We start from the raw sequence: 16302 nt of genomic DNA, 5'->3' as shown, positions 1-16302 counted from the left end.
CTAGATGGGAATGAAGATGACCACGTTTCTTGAACTTCACCACGCTGATGCACCGTTGGTGCTGCCCAACGCGTGGGATGTCGGTTCGGCCCTGGCATTTGCGGCGGCCGGATTCCCTGCCATCGGCAGCACCAGCTTTGGCATAGCTGCCAGCGCCGGCCTGCCTGACGGTGACAGATCCAGCAAGGCGGCAACCACCGCCCTCGTGGCGCAGCTGGTCCGCTTGCCTGTGCACATTACGGCGGACATCGAGGACGGCTACTCGGACGACCCGGCGGAGGTTGCTGAATTTGTGGCCGAATTGGCCGCTCTCGGCGTGGCCGGAGTCAACATCGAAGACAGCAGATCCGGGCGTCTGGTGGATCCAGCAGCTGTTGCTTCAAAGGTCGCCTCGATCAAGCTGCGGACTCCGGGCATGTTCGTTAATGCCCGGGTAGACAATTTTTGGTTTGCCGAACAGCCCACGGTGGACGCCGTCCTGCGTCGCGCCCAGGCCTATGCCTATGCCGGGGCCGACGGGATCTTTGTTCCCGGGGTTACGTCCGAGGAGGACATCCGGGACATCACCGCAGGAATCGGGCTGCCGGTCAACATGTTGGCTCATCCTTCATTGACCGTTGTCGAGCTAGGGAATCTGGGGGCCGGCGTGTAAGCTCCGGCTCCCTGCCGTACCGCGCGTCGGTGGATGCGGCCGTAGACATTGCAAACAACCTACGGGACGGCAAACCGATCCTTCCCGCGACGCCTTACTGGGAGATGCAAGCTCGACTCGTGGCGTTCCACCAAGGCCCAGGGCAACGTGCCTGACAAGTACCGCTACGCGAAGTGCAACGCAGCCAATGCCACGTTCGAGGTGAGATCCGGCAGCAGATGGAAGATCGCGAATTCGGTGAAATTGAAGAGCGACAAGGCAAGCATCATGGGCGACTTCGAGCACCTCCTAGGCCGTCGCCAAGTAGCACGTACCCACCGCAGCCTGGTGGCGGATTCGTCTTGCCGCCTCCGCCTGCGATTCTGCTGTGCTTAGTTTTGAGTCACGTCCAAGGAAAACTCGATAAAACCGGAGTCCTCCACGGAGACGAACCCAAGATCCGGCGCCGCGACTCCAAATTCGGCCCAAGTCACGGGAATCTGGCCAACCAGCTGCGCCGCACCATCGCTGAACGCGCTCTGCACATTGGCGGTAATGGTCCGAGTCTGGCCATTGATGGTTAGGTCTCCGGTGATCGAAAAGGTCTGCGTGGTGCCGTCGGCTGACCCGATCAGCTCCACCGGATCGGTCAGCGTGAAGGTCGCTTCGGGGTGCTGCGAGGTATCAATCGCAGAGGTGCGGAAATACGAATCGCGTCTATCTGAGTCCGTGGTGATGGTGTCCACCTTCAATGCCAGCTTGGCGTCCGTAAGCGTATTGTCCTGGACGGTCAACGATCCGCTGACGTCCTCGGTGCGACCCGTCACTGTCACGTCGGAACCATTGAGGACCTCATCAAGGCGGTAGCCGGCATAAGAGCCAGTGCCAATGGTCCAGGTTCCTGCGAAGTCCGCTGGAGTTGACGCCGAACCCGTGGATCCTGCATTGCTCGACGCTCCACCGCTCGGTGTAGCGGTAAGTTTCGGCACATCTTCGGCCTGAGCGGAGATGGTATCCGCATAGATGCGGCTGCCGATGAATACGCCGGCGATGATCAAGGCGACTACCACGGGGATGATCCAGATCAGGCGCGTCTTCTTGCGGCGGGCGGGTGCTGGCTGGTCCGTCATGCAGTCTCCTGATTGCTTGCGCCATCTTCCGACGGCCCTTTACTTGACCATTGGAGTATTTCATCATCCCCGCTGCCAAGTCGCGAATCTTGGCCACATCCGGAGATCTTGGCCGGTACTGCACAGGCTCTATAGAGGGAAGCTCTTGACGCCACGGTCCTGACACAAAAAAATTCCCCGGTTCCCATCAATGGGAACCGGGGAATCTCAATCAAACCTTGTGCTAAAGACTAGCGACGCAGGCCGAGGCGCTCGATCAGTGCACGGTAGCGTGCAATGTCGGTGCCCTTGAGGTATGCAAGCATACGGCGACGACGACCAACCAAGGCCATCAGGCCGCGGCGGGTGTGGTGATCGTGCTTGTGCATCTTCAGGTGCTCGGTCAGGTCGGAAATACGACGTGACATAACAGCAACCTGGACCTCCGGTGAACCGGTGTCGCCTTCGCTGGTGGCGTAGGCCTTCATGATTTCCTGCTTGATAGCGGCGTCTAATGCCACAATAACTCCTAGAGTTGTACCGCGTTTCAAAAAACACCGTTTCCGGCAGGTCCCTCGCAACCGCGGACTGCAGCGGGCACCGTAGATCATTCTAGCAAAGACCGCGCGCAGTGTGGCACCGCAGGAGATCAACGGCACAACGGAGTCTTCCTTGGCCGCGCCTCAGCGCAGGCGGGCCCGCCAGGCATGCGTCAGGTACGGCACCGTGATCGGTGTGTCTTCCTCGTGGCCCAGGTGGTCGTAGAGGTACCAGGACAGGTTCGATTCGACCCGCGACCGGGTGGCAGCACTTGCGCGCAGATAGTAACTGCGGGACTTGGCCAGCTCGATGATCTGCTCGCCCGTCAGTTCCTGGTTCCAGGTCCACTGCCCCGGTTCGGGGGCAAAGAACTCCTGGCCAAGCGGTGGCTGGAAGTCTGGCCTGTGCACGTCGCCCGCATGCATGATGCGTGCCAGACGGTGGACCCAGGACACCGAGACATCCAACTGGTTCCAGACCAGCGACAACAGCCCTCCGCTGCGCAGGATCCGTGCAGCCTCGATGCTTGCCTGCTTCGGGTCGACCCAGTGCCAGGCCTGGGCGTAGGTGATGACGTCGGCGCTGTCGGCCTCCAGCCCGGTGTGTTCGCCCGTGCCCTCGGCTGCAATGACCTCCGGAAGCCGGGTGCGCAGCACGGTTAGCATGTCGGTGGAGGGCTCGACGGCGCGCACGCGCAGGCCGCGGCCCAGCAGCATCGCGGTGAAGATGCCGGTGCCGGCACCGACGTCCACGGCGTCGCGGGCGCGCGGCGGCACCATGAAGTCAAGTGCCGCGGCCGGGTAGGAGGGGCGCACCGCGTCGTAGTGCTTTCCACCGGCGCGGAATGCAGTTGCCAGTTCGTTGCGCCGAGCCGCGCTCATCGTAAAGGCCCGTGCGGGAAGCGACGGGATGGGGCGCGGGGTCTCGGTGGGGTGCGGTTTGAAAATCTCAGGCATGAATCAGGACCGTACGGGTGCGCTGGACATCCTCACGCATCTGTTCGATCAGTGCTTCAATCCCGCGGTAGGCAACCATGGGACGCAGGTGTTCAACGAATTCAACGACGACCTGCTGGCCGTACAGGTCAAAGTCCTCCACGCCCTCTTCGGGGCGGTCGATCACGTGCGCCTCCACCTGGCGGCTCACGCCCTCGAAGGTCGGGTTGGAGCCGACGGAGATAGCGGCGGGCCAGCGGACCTGTGCCTCGTCGACAAGCCATCCGGCGTACACGCCATCGGCGGGAATGATACCGGTCGCTGCGGAGTCCAGGTTTGCGGTCGGGAAGCCCAAGTCGCGGCCGCGGGCGGCGCCGTGCACCACTTCTCCGCGCATGCGGTGCGGGCGTCCCAGGATCTGGGCGGCGACGGCAACCTCGCCGCGGTTCAGTGCCTCGCGCACCCAGGTCGACGACCAGCGGCGGTGTTCGCCGATGTCGTCGATGCCGATGACCTCAAAGCCGTACTGATCGCCGAGCTCGCACATCTTGGCGAAGTCGCCCCCGTTGTCGCGGCCGAAGCGCACATCGTGGCCGACGACCACCGTGCAGGCACCGAGCGCGCCGACAATCACCTTGGCAACGAATTCCTCGGCCGTGGCCTGCGCGAACTCGAGGGTGTAGCGGATCATCAGCAGGCCGTCGATGCCCTCGTCGGCAAGGGTCTCGATGCGGTCGGCGATGCCCATGATCAGTTCGGGCGCCTCGTCCGGGCGGTGCACCTGTGCCGGGTGCGGGTCAAAGCTGATGGCCATGGCCTTGGCGTTGCGTTTGCGGGCTTCGGCAACCACGGCCGCAAGCACCTCGCGGTGTCCGCGGTGCACGCCGTCGAAGTTGCCGATTGTCACTACCGACGGGCCGATGCCGGGTGGTACGGCTTCAAGGCCTTTCCAATAGTGCACGCTCGCTCCTCCGTTGGGATGTTTGGCCGTAGGTTTCACGGCCCTATCCATTATGGACGACGATTGCCCGAACTGCCGATTCTTGCCCCACGGGGTCAAAAACCGATCGTTGAACCCTAGGATGAAAACGAATCACTAGAATCACCGATCCCAAGGAGCTGAAATGGTTAACCTCAACGACCTGCTGGACCTTTTGCCAATGGATCAGATCGCCGGAAAGCTAGGCGTCGATACCGACACCGCCCGCGCCACCGTCGCCACCGCTCTTCCCTCGCTGGTGGCCGGCATGCAGAACAATGCGGCCTCGCCGGAGGGTGCCGAAGCCCTGCAGTCCGCCATTGCCCAGCACGACGCCGCGCTGGTCGAGGGCGGCGTCGACCTCGAGGCGGTGGACACCGACGATGGCCAGAAGATCGTGGACCACGTGCTCGGGGACAACCAGGCGGTCCTTGCAGCGCAGCTCAACGGCGCCACCCCGGAAGGATTCGATCTTGGCGGCCTGGTACAGAAGGCGCTGCCGATGCTCGCACCGGTGGTCATGAGCTTCCTGGCGAAGAACGCTTCTTCGTCCGGCAACGGCGGCGAATTCGATATCGGCGGCGTGCTCGGCGGGCTGTTGGGCGGCAACCAACAGCAGGCACAGGGTGATGGCGGGATCGACATCGGCGGCATGCTCGGAGGCCTCCTCGGTGGTGGTGACCAGCAGCAGGGCCAACAGGGCGGCGGAACCGACATCGGCGGCATGCTCGGCGGGCTCTTCGGCAAGAAGTAGCCCCGTCCCGAGTAAATACGGGGCCGCACTTGAGACGCAAATAACAGGGCCGCGCTCCTGCCGATCTTCATCGGCAGGAGCGCGGCCCTGTTTGCATCACTTCGGATCCCGACACCCTTGGTGGCCGGTGATCCCTGTTGCCGTTAGTGTCCGGCGGCCGAGGCTTCCGGGCGGTGCTTGCGCAGCCACCACAGGCCGATCAGCGGCAGCGCCAGGGGAACGTAGCCGTAGCCCGATCCGAAGTGCGACCAGACCGCCGGGTGGGCAAAGAGCGCCGGCAGCACGTAGCTGAGCGTGCCGACAACCAGCACACCAACCAGCTCGAAGATCACCGCGTACCAGGACAATCGCCAGCTGCCCGGACGCTTGGACGCCAGCGCGAAGGTGGCCACGATGTAGACAATTCCGGCGAGCAGGCTCAGCAGGTAGGCCAGCGGCGCTCCCCCGAAGTCCATGAGGATCTGGTAAACGGCACGCACCGTGGCCGACAGCGCCAGCACGCCGTAGACGGCGATGATGATGCGTCCCAAGCCGGAGCTGCGGCCGCCGTTGGACCTCTTGGGCTTTGACGCCGTGCCGCGGGATTGCGCGGCATCGACAATGCGCGAACGCTTGGTGCCAGACCGGCCTGTTTCACTCATGCTGCTATTGCCCCGTCCCAAATCTGTTCCATCCTGAAGAGCATCACAAAGACGATGACGCCCGATACCGCCAGCACCGTGTTCGACCAACGGGACTTGTCGGTGACCGCCCAAATGAAGGCCAGCACCGGGATCAGCAGTGCGGTCAGCAGGTAACCCCAGAACTCCCAGGGTTCCCCCGCGATCGGATGGCCTCCTGACTGCCTGATGGCCGCCGATACACCGTAGAACACCAGGAAAACCTCCAGCAGCGCCACGGAGATGAGCGCAAAGTCATCGGGGTAGTCCCGGATGATCGTGGCGACAACGCCCAGTATCAACGCCACGGCGCACAATATCGCGCCGGCGATGAAGAAACCGTCAACTATCACGGCAAAAACCTACCCCTTAGAAGGAAAGCGAAATCAAGGTCGAACCTGCACCGCGCGGCATCGGGCCGCAAGGTGAAGGCTTATGAAGCCGTGGCGAAGACCAATTCGGGCTTGGCTTCCTTGCCCTTGTTTTTCAGCAGCGCAACCAGCGTCCCGTCGGGGGCGAACGCTGCGGTCACCTCGTCGGTTTCGTTGCTGCTGATGCGGCGTCCGTAGGACAGCTCGGCGCGTTCGTGCTCGGTCAGGTCGCGGCGCGTGAACAACGCATCGGCGGCGTCCTCCAGCGGCAGGTACTCGAAGTTCTCAGCCAGCTGCTCCAGCGTGCGGGCACGGCCCAGCGTGTACGGGCCGACTTCGGTGCGGCGCAGCGCGGTCAGGTGGCCGCCCACGGCCAGGTCCTCGCCCAGATCGCGGGCCAGCGCACGGATGTAGGTTCCCGAGGAGCATTCGACGGTCACGTCGATGTCCAGGACCTTGCCCGCGCGTTCGCGGCGGATGTCGTGGATCTCGAAGCGGTGGATGGTCACCGGACGTGCGGCAAGCTTCACGTCCTCGCCGGCGCGCACGCGGGCGTAGGCACGTTCGCCGTTGACCTTGATGGCGCTGACGGAGGAAGGGACCTGCTCGATCGGACCGGTGAGCTTGGCAACGGCCGCGTGGATCTGTTCCTCGGTGAGCGCCGCGGCGATGCGGCTCTGCACGATCTCGCCCTCGGCGTCGTCGGTGATCGTAGATTCACCCAGGCGGATGGTGGCGGTGTAGGTCTTGTTCGCGCCCACGATGTAGGTCAACAGGCGGGTAGCCTTGTTGATGCCCAGCACCAGCACGCCGGTGGCCATCGGGTCCAAGGTACCGGCGTGGCCCACCTTGCGGGTTCCGGCCAGGCGGCGGGTGCGGCCAACCACGTCATGGCTCGTCCAACCCTGCGGTTTGTCGATGATGACCAGGCCTGAGCCGATGGGTTCCGTGGGGTTCTGCGGGGCTGTTTTCACGCCCTCAAGTATAGGCAGGTTCGCCGCTTCTTTTCGCCCACCGTCCGTGGGCGGGCTCCCCCGGGGGCCGAACGGGACGGGGATCAAAGTGTGCTTCCGTCGCCTCGCCGTTAGGTGACGCTGGGCGCTTCCGTGGCATCTTGAGCAGTCTTCGCGCCCGCACCAGGCGCCCTTCTCCGGTCCCCGGGCGGCAGGCGGGGAGATTGCGAACTCGCCGCGTCCGGGAACCGGCGAGTTCGGGTTTCGTGTCGAATGCCTCATCCCGCATACCGGTTGCGGGCCGTCGCAGGAGGCCACGGCCAGTGTTTCCGCAGTGGACACGGGACCACGGAAAACGGCTGCGAGACAACCTGCCGGCGCCGGATCCGGCCCTTCAAGCATGTGCTTCCCGTCGAATCATCGCCTAGTCGAAACTTTTTGCTGGGCGTTTACTGAACGCTTCGTCCCAAATGGAGCCATGATTTCGGGGCGGCCAACCCACGTAGCCGTGGAGAACTGGTGGATAATGCCATTGACTCGCTCCGAAAGTGGCAATAATCTTCAGAATATCTGGCCAAGTCCGGATCGGCCTTCGCGGTTCAGCACCGTTGTGAGGCCGGTCCTCACGCCGTTCAAACGGTATCCACTCGCACTCGTCATAGGCACCAATACACTTCAAGGATCCACCACCGGCTGCACTGGTCATCGACTGGTACAGCGCATATGCAGGGTGATTTTGCGAGTACTCGCAAACATCCATGCATGGCAAGGTCCGGGTTCAAGATTTTTCGGGGGAGGTTTCATCATGCAGTTTTGTTCGATCCCTGCGCCCGGCGCGGCATCAGCCCGCCCGGCTACTCCCCCGTTGGCACATGCCGGTGACACACGGCAGAGCTCCGACCGCTGTCCGGCCACAGCGCCCGCCGAAGATTCAGGCCTCAACGGACGTTTGCCGGCAACAAGTCAATTCCAGGCTTCCGGACGGGGCGAAATCGCCCCTAGCCGGCAACAGGTTCCCCTTAGATCCGCACCCTCGCCGAACGCGCGTCGCCGCACGGCGGCGCGCGTTCAGTTTGGGGGGCGAGGGTTCGGGTAGGTCCGGGGATCGACGCGACGTAGTTCGCGTATGTGGCGCTTCGGCTTGACCGGGCACGCAAAAGAGGCCTGCGACGGGCCGGCCATCCAATGGATGGGCGGCCCGGAGCAGGCCTCTTCATGTGCGTTCGGCACGGCTTCCCTTGCGGGGGCCGCCGGCTTCACGAAGAAGGAATCAGCGCTTAGGCTTCTTCGTCTTCTTCTTCGTCACGTTTGTACGGGTCGGCTTCGCCGGCGAAGGTCTTGCCTTCGGCCAGGGCGGCAACTTCTGCGTCCTTAGCCTTGGCGACGCGCAGCAACGCTTCGAGGTTCGAGGCGTTGACCGGGATTTCGTCGGCGACGAATTCCAGGGTCGGGGTCAGGCGAACCGTGACGTTCTTGCCAACCTCCTTGCGCAGGACGCCCTTGGACTTCGCCAAGGCCGCCGCTGCATCGGCCTTGGCTTCATCGTCGCCAAAGACCGTGTAGTAGATGGTGGCGTGTTGCAGGTCGTTGGTCACGCGTGCATCGGTGACCGTGATGGCCTCCACGCGGGGATCCTTCACTGCCTTGCCCAGGGCCTGGGCGACAACCACCTTGATGCGTTGGGCCAGTTTTGCGGCACGAGCCGAGTCAGCCATGGTCGCTCCTTCTTTTCAAGACTATGGAAGTGCTGGTCAATGCGCTTGGACGGCGCGGCGGCCGCAACCGGATGGTTGCAGCCGCCGCACCGTGCGTCAAACGCGTTTGGTCAAGACTAAGCGCGCGGCTTTTCGCGCATCTCGTAGGTCTCGATCGTATCGCCGTCCTTGACATCGTTGAACGAGCCCAGGCCGATACCACATTCGAAGCCCTCGCGGACCTCGGTGGCGTCGTCCTTGAAACGCTTGAGCGAGTCCACGGTGAGGCCTTCGCCGATGATCTTGCCATCGCGGAGGACGCGTGCCTTGGAGTTGCGTCGGATGGTGCCCGAGCGGACGATCGAGCCGGCGATGTTGCCGAACTTCGAGGAACGGAAGACCTCGCGGACCTCCGCGGTGCCCAGCTGGGCCTCCTCGTATTCCGGCTTGAGCATGCCCTTGAGAGCCAGCTCGATGTCATCGATGGCGCCGTAGATGACCGAGTAGAAGCGCATGTCAACGCCTTCCTTGTCGGCCAGTTCGGCAACGCGCTCGGCAGGCTTGACGTTGAAGCCAATGATGATCGCGTTGTCCACGGTCGCCAGGTTGACGTCGTTCTGGGTGATCGCACCCACGCCGCGGTGGATGACGCGCAGCTGCACGCCTTCTCCCACGTCGATCTTGAGCAGCGAGTCTTCCAGGGCTTCCACGGCACCGGAAACGTCACCCTTGAGGATGAGGTTGAGGGTGTCGATCTTGCCGTCGGCAACAGCCTGGTCGAAGTCTTCCAGGGTGATGCGCTTGCGACGCTTGGCCAGGGCCGCGTTGCGGTCCGCAGCTTCACGCTTCTCGGCGATCTGGCGGGCGGTGCGCTCGTCGTCGGTCACCAGGAAGGTGTCACCTGCACGCGGAACCGAGGACAGGCCGAGGACCTGGACCGGGCGCGACGGCAGTGCAACGTCGAGGTTCTCGCCGTTCTCGTCGAACATGGCACGCACACGACCGTGTGCGGTACCGGCAACGATGGTGTCGCCGACGGCCAGGGTACCGGACTGGACCAGCACGGTTGCCACGGCGCCGCGACCCTTGTCGAGGTTCGCTTCGATGGCGATACCGCGGGCGTCCTTGTCCGGGTTGGCACGCATGTCCAACGCGGCATCGGCCGTCAGCAGCACTGCATCGAGCAGTTCATCGATACCCATCTTCTGCAGGGCGGAAACGTGGATGAACATGGTGTCGCCACCGTATTCTTCCGGAACCAGGCCGTACTCGGCCAGCTGGCCCTTGACCTTGTCAGGGTTTGCCGATTCCTTGTCAACCTTGTTCACTGCGACGACGATCGGGACGCCGGCCGCCTTGGCGTGGTTCAAGGCTTCAACGGTCTGCGGCATGACGCCGTCGTCCGCTGCAACCACGAGAACCGCGATGTCGGTGACCTTGGCACCACGTGCACGCATGGCGGTGAACGCCTCGTGGCCCGGGGTGTCAATGAAGGTGATCGCGCGATCGATGTCTTCGTGGACGTGGTGGATCTGGTACGCACCGATGTGCTGGGTGATGCCGCCGGCTTCGCCCTCGATGACGTTGGACTTGCGGATCGCATCCAGCAAACGGGTCTTACCGTGGTCAACGTGACCCATGATGGTGACAACCGGCGGACGTGCTTCAAGCATGTCGTCGGTCTCGGCTTCGATTTCGGCGTCAAAGTCGATCGAGAACGAGGCGAGCAATTCGCGCTCTTCGTCCTCGGGGGATACGACGGTGACGACGTAGCCGAGCTCGGCACCCAAGACGTCAAAGGTTGCCTCATCCAGGGACTGCGTGGCGGTAGCCATTTCGCCCAAGTGGAAGAGCACGGTGACCAGTGCTGCCGGGTTGGCGTTGATCTTGTCGGCGAAGTCGGTGATCGAGGCGCCACGGCGCAAACGGACCTCGGTGGATCCGTTGCCGCGGGGCACGCTCACGCCGCCCAGCGACGGAGCACTCATCTGCTCCAATTCCTGGCGCTTCGCGCGCTTCGACTTGCGCTGCTTGCCGCGACCTGCGCCGCCCTTGCCGAAGGCACCCTGGGTTCCACCGCGACCGCGGTTTGGACCGCCGCCGCCCTTGTAACCTCCGCCGCCGCCTGCTGCACCCGGTGCTCCACCCGGAGCTCCGCCTGGTGCGCCGCCCGGACGGGCTGCGCCGCCACGGCCGCCTGCACCCGGACGCGCGCCGGCCGGAGCCGGACGTTCGGTGCGGTTAGGCATCATGCCGGGAGTAGCGCGTGCGCCTCCCGGGGTACGCGGGCCTGCACCCGGGGCGCCGGCTGGACGTGGTCCACCTGCACCTGTCGGACGGCCTCCGCCTGCACCGGCCGGACGCGGTCCACCTGCACCCGCACCTGCGGGACGTGGTCCACCTGCACCTGCCGGAGGACGCGGGCCACCCGGACGTGGGCCGCCCGGACGTGGGCCGCCGGAACCGGCGGGACGCTCGGTGCGCATGCCCTGCTGGGATGCGAACGGGTTGTTGCCCGGACGTGGTCCGCCCGGCTTTGCACCCGGACGTGCACCGGCGGGACGCTCGGTGCGCTCGGTGCGCTCACCTTCACCGGCAGCGCGCATGCCCTGCTGGGAAGAGAACGGGTTGTTGCCCGGACGAGGACCGCCCGGCTTGGCACCGGCGCGCGGGGCTTCGGTGCGTGCCACTGCTGGCTTCGGCGCTGCCGGAGCGGCAGGGGCTGGAGCCGCGGGAGCTGCAGGTTCAGCTGCGGCCGGAGCCGGCGCTGCCTCTACTGGTGCTGCGGGGGCAGCTGGTGCTGCCGGACCCGGCTTGAAGCCGGCAGGCTTCGGGGCGCCGGCTGTGGCAGGGGCTGCCGGGGCTGCTGCAGCTGCAGGGGCCTTGGCGGCCGGCGCTGCATCTGCCTTGGGTGCTGCCGGGGCAGCGTCGGGGAACGCGGCGCGCAACTTGCGCACTACCGGTGCCTCGATGGTTGAGGATGCGGAACGGACGAATTCGCCCATTTCCTGCAGTTTTGCAACTGCATCCTTTGAAGTGATTCCGAGCTCTTTGGCGAGCTCGTGTACGCGGACCTTGGCCACATTTCTCCTGTCTGAAGGCCCGCGCTCACTTTTAGAAAGTCAAAGCACGAACCGTCTTTTGCTGTCTTGCCCAGCATCCAAGTGGATGCCACAGGCGCTGCGACGCATAACTGATGTATTCATCGTTAGGCGCTCATCGCTTGGAACTCATCGGGTTTCCATCAGATTTCTGACCCGCTTTCAGGTTGGACGATCGTGAAGGTGTTTTCCCGGGTTTGGGTCCGCACCTTGGCTTCCGGCGCCACCGCCAGCGAGGAAACATCCACCTTGGTCCTGAAGGACCGTGCGAATGCCCCGCGTTTGATAGCGCGTTCGGCACACTCCGGAACCGGGTGCAACCAAGCACCGCGTCCGGAGAGACGCCGGGTGGAATCAAGAACGGGGACGGCATGGCCATCCGCGTGTTCAAGCACCCAGCGCTGCAACTCTATTTGGTCCACCACCTTGCGGCATCCGATGCACGTGCGCTGCGGCTGTTGCTGCACTGACACGTAAATCTTCTCCCGCAATAGAATTACCACTTGCAAAGTGGACCACAGATAAGTCTAGCGCGTTTCCGCATCCCGTGTAGCGTGCTCTGGAACACGTACGGATCGATGCGGCCCGGCTGCCGACCGCCCAACAAAAACCGCCGTTGCCTTGGTGCGCGGGCCGCGAACGGCCGGCGCCCCAAGGCAACGACGGAATCTGGAACTGCTATGAAGCGACGGCGTCCGAGACGATGTCGATGCGCCAGCCGGTGAGCTTGGCCGCCAGGCGGGCGTTCTGCCCCTCCTTGCCGATGGCCAGCGAGAGCTGGTAATCGGGCACCACAACGCGGGCCGAACGGGTGGCCGGATCCGTGATGGTCACCGAAACGACCTTCGACGGGGACAGCGCCGAGGCGATGAACTTCGCCGGGTCCTCATTGAAATCGACGATGTCGATCTTCTCGTCGTTCAGCTCGGTCATCACGGCGCGCACGCGCGAACCCATTTCACCGATGCAGGCACCCTTGGCGTTGACGCCCGGGATGTTGGCCTGCACGGCGATCTTGGAACGGTGGCCGGCTTCGCGGGCCAGTGCCACGATCTCCACGGCGCCGTCGGCGATTTCCGGGACTTCGAGCTCGAAGAGCCGGCGAACCAGGTTCGGGTGCGAACGCGACAGGGTGACCGAGGGGCCCTTGGGGCCGCGGTTCACGTCCACCACGTAGCAGCGGATGCGGCTGCCGTGCGGGTACTTCTCCCCCGGCACCTGCTCCGGCGGCGGCAGCAAGGCCTCGACGGTGCCCAGGTTGACCTGGACCATGATCGGGTTGTTGCCCTGCTGGATCTGTCCGGAGACGATCTCACCGATCTTGTTCTTGAACTCGCCGACCACGTTGTCGTCCTCGGCGTCACGCAGGCGCTGCAGGATGATCTGGCGTGCGGTGGAGGCTGCAATGCGGCCAAAACCGGTCGGGGTGTCGTCGAACTCGCCGACGACGGTGCCGTCTTCCTCGGTTTCGGTGGCGAAGATCGTCACGTGGCCGTTGCGGCGGTCCACCTGGGCGCGTGCCTGCGGCATGGCCCCCGGGGACTTCTGGTAGGCAATGAGCAGGGCCTGCTCAATGGTGGGGATCAGAACGTCGATCGGGATTTCGCGTTCTTTTTCGAGCATGCGCAGCGCGCTCATATCAATGTCCAACTCAGGCCTCCACGTTTTCGTCGTCTTCGTCGTCAAGTTCTAGTTCCTGCAGGTCCGCTGCCTCGGCGCGGGCAAATTCGACCTCGACGTTGCCGCGGCGGATCGAGGAAAATTCAATGGTGCGGGGTTCACCGACCTTGGGCTTCATGCCCTTCTTGACCGCGATCTCGGGAACCACGGTGATGCCTGCGTCGTCCGCTTCCGTGAGGCGGCCGAAGATGTTTTCCTCGCCGATCAGGTTGACCTTCACCATGCGGCCGACGTTCCGGTGCCAGTGGCGGGGCAGGGTCAGCGGGCGGGAAACGCCAGGCGAGGAAACCTCGAGGTCGTAGGGCTCGGCCGTGTCGTACGGGTCGGAGTCCATGGCCTCGGAAATGGAGCGTGCAACCTCTGCGACCGCGTCGAGTTCAACGCCGCCGGTGCCTTCAAGAAGGTCGACGATGACGTGAACGATGCGCTGGTCACCGGCCATGCGAACCTGAACTTCTTCAAGGATCAGCTGGTGGGAGGCGACGGTGGGCTCCAGTAGTTCGGTGAGGCGGGCTGCCTCTTGCTGGATGTCTGCCGGCTTGCCGGTCATGAAAGTCCTCCCACTATTCGATGTTGTGCATACTAGAGTATCGACATTTGGGCCGCCGCGTCTGCCGTTGGCGACCCGAAATGGCCAATCGACCGGCGCGTGGCATGATCAAGGGGATGGATCAGCACCCTTTACCCCCTGCCGAACAGCCCCCCGAACCCGCCCCGCCGCGCTCCCGCGGGACCCTGGCCCTATGCGTGGTTTCGGCCTTGGCCATCGCCGCCGGAACCCTCGGTGCAGGCGTGTACATGAACAAGGATTCCCTAGTGTGGCAACGAATCCTCGGCACCGAACCGGTCCAGGAAACGGTCCGTACGCCGGCCGACGAACTGCTCCCGCTGCTTGGTTCCGCGCGGTTGGCCGCCTCCGGCAAGGCCGCGGGCGTGAGCCCGAAATTGCGCGCTGAGTGGGCAGCCACGCGAGAGATGCTAAACGGGCATGTCGGTTTACTCACACCAGAGGCTTTGCTCCCCGCCGGGGATAACGAAGCACAGCCCAGCGGTGCCTCCGCGTCCCCGTCCGGCACGCAACCCGCCGCAGAGGCCAAGTCCTTTGCCACGCGCCTGGCAAGCGCCGGGGTCGGGCTGGTCGATGCCGCGCTGGACGCCCCGGACCAACGCTCGCGTTCGCTGGCCGGCGCCGGATTCGAATTGACCATGCAGGCGCGCAACCTCCTGCGCGCCGCAGGCGGCACGCAGGAACAGCTTGACCGGCTTCCCGCACCCAAACCGGTATCGGCAGCCACGGGTGTTTCAGGGTCCTCCGTTGGGCCCGCAGCGCTGCCCCGGTTCATGCTTTCCGGTTGCCCGGGGAACACGGATTCGCCGGCACCCGGATCCGCCGCACCGGAGTCGTGGATCGACGGGACCGGCGCGCAGGGACTGGGCCCGGAATCCGGGCATGCCCTGGGTCAGCTGGCCGACGCCGCCTATCGCCTGGGATACGCCTACAACGTCGCCGGGGCACGCACCGCCGGCGCCACCCGCGAGGGAGCCTGGGCCCGCTCGCGCTCCCTGGTCGAATTCGCCGCCGCCCTGGAGCGGCAGTTCGCCGGCGTCGGCGCATGCGATCCCCTGCGGCAACCGGCCTACCAGCTGCCGGCCGATGCAGCGGTCAACCCCCTTGACGCCGCACGCGGCGGCGAGGAACAGCTCGCGTTACTGCTGCGCGATGCGGCGGCAACCCAGGAAGGCGACGCCCGCGCCTACTTGCTGCAACGTGCCTGGGAGCAGGGACTGTACACGCGACAGGTCACCGGGAAGATCCCTGACTTCACCCAGATCGTGGGAGCGACTACGGCCTCCAGCGGAAAATCCGCCAGCGAGACCGCGGGCAAACCCGCGCCGTAGGGCGGCATTCCTTCCGCCCCTATTTACATGAGCGAGCCCCTGTTGCCAACGAAAAGTTTCTTTGGCAACAGGGGCTCGCTGGGTGGTTAACCATCCGCCCCCGCACCCATGGGACAGAAGCCGGCCCGGCGACCGGACGTGGGGATCAGTTGGTGGGGTTGGTTTGATTGATGTTCAGCTGGCCTATGTGCGGGGAAACGATGCACTTGGCCACGTAGACGGGTGTGCCGTTGAAGTGCGCCATTTGGGTCAGGATCAAGACCGGGTCCTGGGCCCTGAGTTGCAGCTGGCGGGCCCGGGGTGCTCCAGCCACTCCGGCACTGATGCTGCAGTCTTCCGCGGTGAAGACAGGTCCACACAGGCGAATGAATGCCGCAAGCAGCGTCTCCTCGGAAGCCACCGCCTTCTCGAGGTTCTCGGCCAGCGCTGGGCTGATGGCCTTGAGATCCTTGCCCGACGGGATTCCTTCCTGGACGATGGCAAGCGGATCACCGTCGCGATACAGCGTGCTTTCCAGGAACCAGATCTTCGCTTCCGCTTCCAGGGACAAGAGGTTGATGACGTAGTCGAGCGCCGGTTGTAGCTCCGTTTTCCCCGGAACGACCTTCAGCGGATGTTCCCCGTCCGACAAGGCATATTCGAAGGGCCTGAATTCCTCCAGGCCAACACTTGGCACCGCTTCGGCGACAAAGCGGCCCACCCCGCGACGAGTTACGATCATCCCGTCTTCCTCAAGCAGCATGAGCGCTTCGCGGACCACGGTTCGACTCAATCCGATGGCCGCGCAGAGTTCGGTTTCCCGCGGCAGCATTGAACCAAGGGGGAAGACATTCGACCGGATTCCGTCCCTCAGGCGCGAATACACGGCCACTCGCAGTGGCAAGCCCAGCGACGGAACCAGCGTCTGGGACAGAAACGCCTGGGCGTCCGGATTCACGGCTCACTCCTTTGGATTATGTAAACGATTGTCTAATTCAATCATGGAAATATCCGGCGA

At 64.3% G+C, this 16302-nt stretch carries 16 protein-coding genes; 3 read left to right on the top strand and 13 right to left on the bottom strand.

Annotated features, from left to right (window positions below; all coding sequences use genetic code 11):
- The first annotated feature begins 16 nt into the window (after positions 1–16).
- The gene (locus tag JOF47_RS03275; protein WP_245356236.1) at positions 17–652 is read left to right on the top strand and encodes an isocitrate lyase/PEP mutase family protein; all 636 of its coding nucleotides are present in this window, start codon (positions 17–19) and stop codon (positions 650–652) included.
- A 371-nt stretch (positions 653–1023) separates the two neighbouring features.
- Here the strand turns inward: JOF47_RS03275 and JOF47_RS03270 are convergent, their stop codons facing one another.
- The 4 genes from JOF47_RS03270 to JOF47_RS03255 form a co-directional block, all read right to left on the bottom strand.
- Positions 1024–1761, bottom strand: a complete 738-nt coding sequence (locus JOF47_RS03270) for a YceI family protein (RefSeq protein ID WP_209995932.1) — start codon at positions 1759–1761, stop codon at positions 1024–1026.
- Between the two features lie 230 nt (positions 1762–1991).
- The gene (gene rpsO / locus JOF47_RS03265) at positions 1992–2261 is read right to left on the bottom strand and encodes a 30S ribosomal protein S15 (protein WP_068738397.1); all 270 of its coding nucleotides are present in this window, start codon (positions 2259–2261) and stop codon (positions 1992–1994) included.
- A 162-nt stretch (positions 2262–2423) separates the two neighbouring features.
- On the bottom strand, positions 2424–3236 hold the full coding sequence (locus JOF47_RS03260) for a class I SAM-dependent methyltransferase (protein WP_209995931.1): 813 nt from the start codon (positions 3234–3236) through the stop codon (positions 2424–2426).
- On the bottom strand, positions 3229–4176 hold the full coding sequence (locus tag JOF47_RS03255) for a bifunctional riboflavin kinase/FAD synthetase (RefSeq protein ID WP_209995930.1): 948 nt from the start codon (positions 4174–4176) through the stop codon (positions 3229–3231). The genes JOF47_RS03260 and JOF47_RS03255 overlap by 8 nt, the downstream gene beginning before the upstream one ends.
- A 163-nt stretch (positions 4177–4339) precedes the next feature.
- Here JOF47_RS03255 and JOF47_RS03250 point away from each other — a divergent pair, with 163 nt between their 5' ends.
- The gene (locus JOF47_RS03250; protein WP_209995929.1) at positions 4340–4948 is read left to right on the top strand and encodes a DUF937 domain-containing protein; all 609 of its coding nucleotides are present in this window, start codon (positions 4340–4342) and stop codon (positions 4946–4948) included.
- A gap of 143 nt (positions 4949–5091) precedes the next feature.
- On the opposite strand, the gene JOF47_RS03245 is transcribed toward JOF47_RS03250, so the two are convergent.
- From JOF47_RS03245 to JOF47_RS03210, 8 genes are all read right to left on the bottom strand, one after another.
- Complete coding sequence (locus tag JOF47_RS03245; RefSeq protein WP_209995928.1) at positions 5092–5589, bottom strand: hypothetical protein; 498 nt, start codon at positions 5587–5589, stop codon at positions 5092–5094.
- Positions 5586–5960, bottom strand: a complete 375-nt coding sequence (locus JOF47_RS03240; RefSeq protein WP_209995927.1) for a hypothetical protein — start codon at positions 5958–5960, stop codon at positions 5586–5588. Before JOF47_RS03240 ends, JOF47_RS03245 begins: the two co-directional genes overlap by 4 nt.
- Before the next feature lie 80 nt (positions 5961–6040).
- Entirely contained in the window at positions 6041–6919 is an 879-nt protein-coding gene (truB, locus tag JOF47_RS03235) for a tRNA pseudouridine(55) synthase TruB (RefSeq protein WP_210001367.1), read from the bottom strand.
- Positions 6920–8208: 1289 nt separating this feature from the next.
- Complete coding sequence (rbfA, locus tag JOF47_RS03230) at positions 8209–8646, bottom strand: 30S ribosome-binding factor RbfA (protein ID WP_209995926.1); 438 nt, start codon at positions 8644–8646, stop codon at positions 8209–8211.
- A gap of 116 nt (positions 8647–8762) precedes the next feature.
- Positions 8763–11708, bottom strand: a complete 2946-nt coding sequence (infB, locus tag JOF47_RS03225; protein WP_209995925.1) for a translation initiation factor IF-2 — start codon at positions 11706–11708, stop codon at positions 8763–8765.
- A gap of 161 nt (positions 11709–11869) precedes the next feature.
- Positions 11870–12121 carry a YlxR family protein gene (locus JOF47_RS03220; protein WP_342592848.1) on the bottom strand — a complete coding sequence of 84 codons (252 nt, stop codon included), beginning with the start codon at positions 12119–12121 and terminating at the stop codon, positions 11870–11872.
- 283 nt (positions 12122–12404) lie between these two features.
- Complete coding sequence (gene nusA / locus JOF47_RS03215) at positions 12405–13376, bottom strand: transcription termination factor NusA (RefSeq protein ID WP_209995923.1); 972 nt, start codon at positions 13374–13376, stop codon at positions 12405–12407.
- Position 13377: 1 nt separating this feature from the next.
- Positions 13378–13956, bottom strand: coding sequence for a ribosome maturation factor RimP (locus JOF47_RS03210; RefSeq protein ID WP_209995922.1), 579 nt, complete (start codon positions 13954–13956; stop codon positions 13378–13380).
- A 116-nt stretch (positions 13957–14072) separates the two neighbouring features.
- On the opposite strand from JOF47_RS03210, the gene JOF47_RS03205 reads away from it, so the two are divergent.
- Positions 14073–15305: a hypothetical protein gene (locus JOF47_RS03205; RefSeq protein WP_209995921.1), complete on the top strand. Its 1233-nt coding sequence runs from the start codon at positions 14073–14075 to the stop codon at positions 15303–15305.
- Between the two features lie 145 nt (positions 15306–15450).
- Here JOF47_RS03205 and JOF47_RS03200 read toward each other — a convergent pair whose 3' ends face one another.
- Positions 15451–16242, bottom strand: coding sequence for a GntR family transcriptional regulator (locus JOF47_RS03200; RefSeq protein ID WP_209995920.1), 792 nt, complete (start codon positions 16240–16242; stop codon positions 15451–15453).
- Between the last annotated feature and the right edge of the window lie 60 nt (positions 16243–16302).

Source organism: Paeniglutamicibacter kerguelensis (assembly GCF_017876535.1).
Taxonomy (GTDB): Bacteria; Actinomycetota; Actinomycetes; order Actinomycetales; family Micrococcaceae; genus Paeniglutamicibacter; species Paeniglutamicibacter kerguelensis.
This window is presented reverse-complemented; position numbering and strand designations above follow the sequence as displayed.

Excerpts from the sequence above, each read along its gene's own strand:
- JOF47_RS03275 (WP_245356236.1), top strand. The coding sequence starts at position 17 with ATGACCACGTTTCTTGAACTTCACCACGCTGATGCACCGTTGGTGCTG.
- JOF47_RS03270 (WP_209995932.1), bottom strand. The coding sequence starts at position 1,761 with ATGACGGACCAGCCAGCACCCGCCCGCCGCAAGAAGACGCGCCTGATC.
- JOF47_RS03260 (WP_209995931.1), bottom strand. The coding sequence starts at position 3,236 with ATGCCTGAGATTTTCAAACCGCACCCCACCGAGACCCCGCGCCCCATC.
- JOF47_RS03250 (WP_209995929.1), top strand. The coding sequence starts at position 4,340 with ATGGTTAACCTCAACGACCTGCTGGACCTTTTGCCAATGGATCAGATC.
- JOF47_RS03245 (WP_209995928.1), bottom strand. The coding sequence starts at position 5,589 with ATGAGTGAAACAGGCCGGTCTGGCACCAAGCGTTCGCGCATTGTCGAT.
- rbfA (WP_209995926.1), bottom strand. The coding sequence starts at position 8,646 with ATGGCTGACTCGGCTCGTGCCGCAAAACTGGCCCAACGCATCAAGGTG.
- JOF47_RS03210 (WP_209995922.1), bottom strand. The coding sequence starts at position 13,956 with ATGACCGGCAAGCCGGCAGACATCCAGCAAGAGGCAGCCCGCCTCACC.
- JOF47_RS03205 (WP_209995921.1), top strand. The coding sequence starts at position 14,073 with ATGGATCAGCACCCTTTACCCCCTGCCGAACAGCCCCCCGAACCCGCC.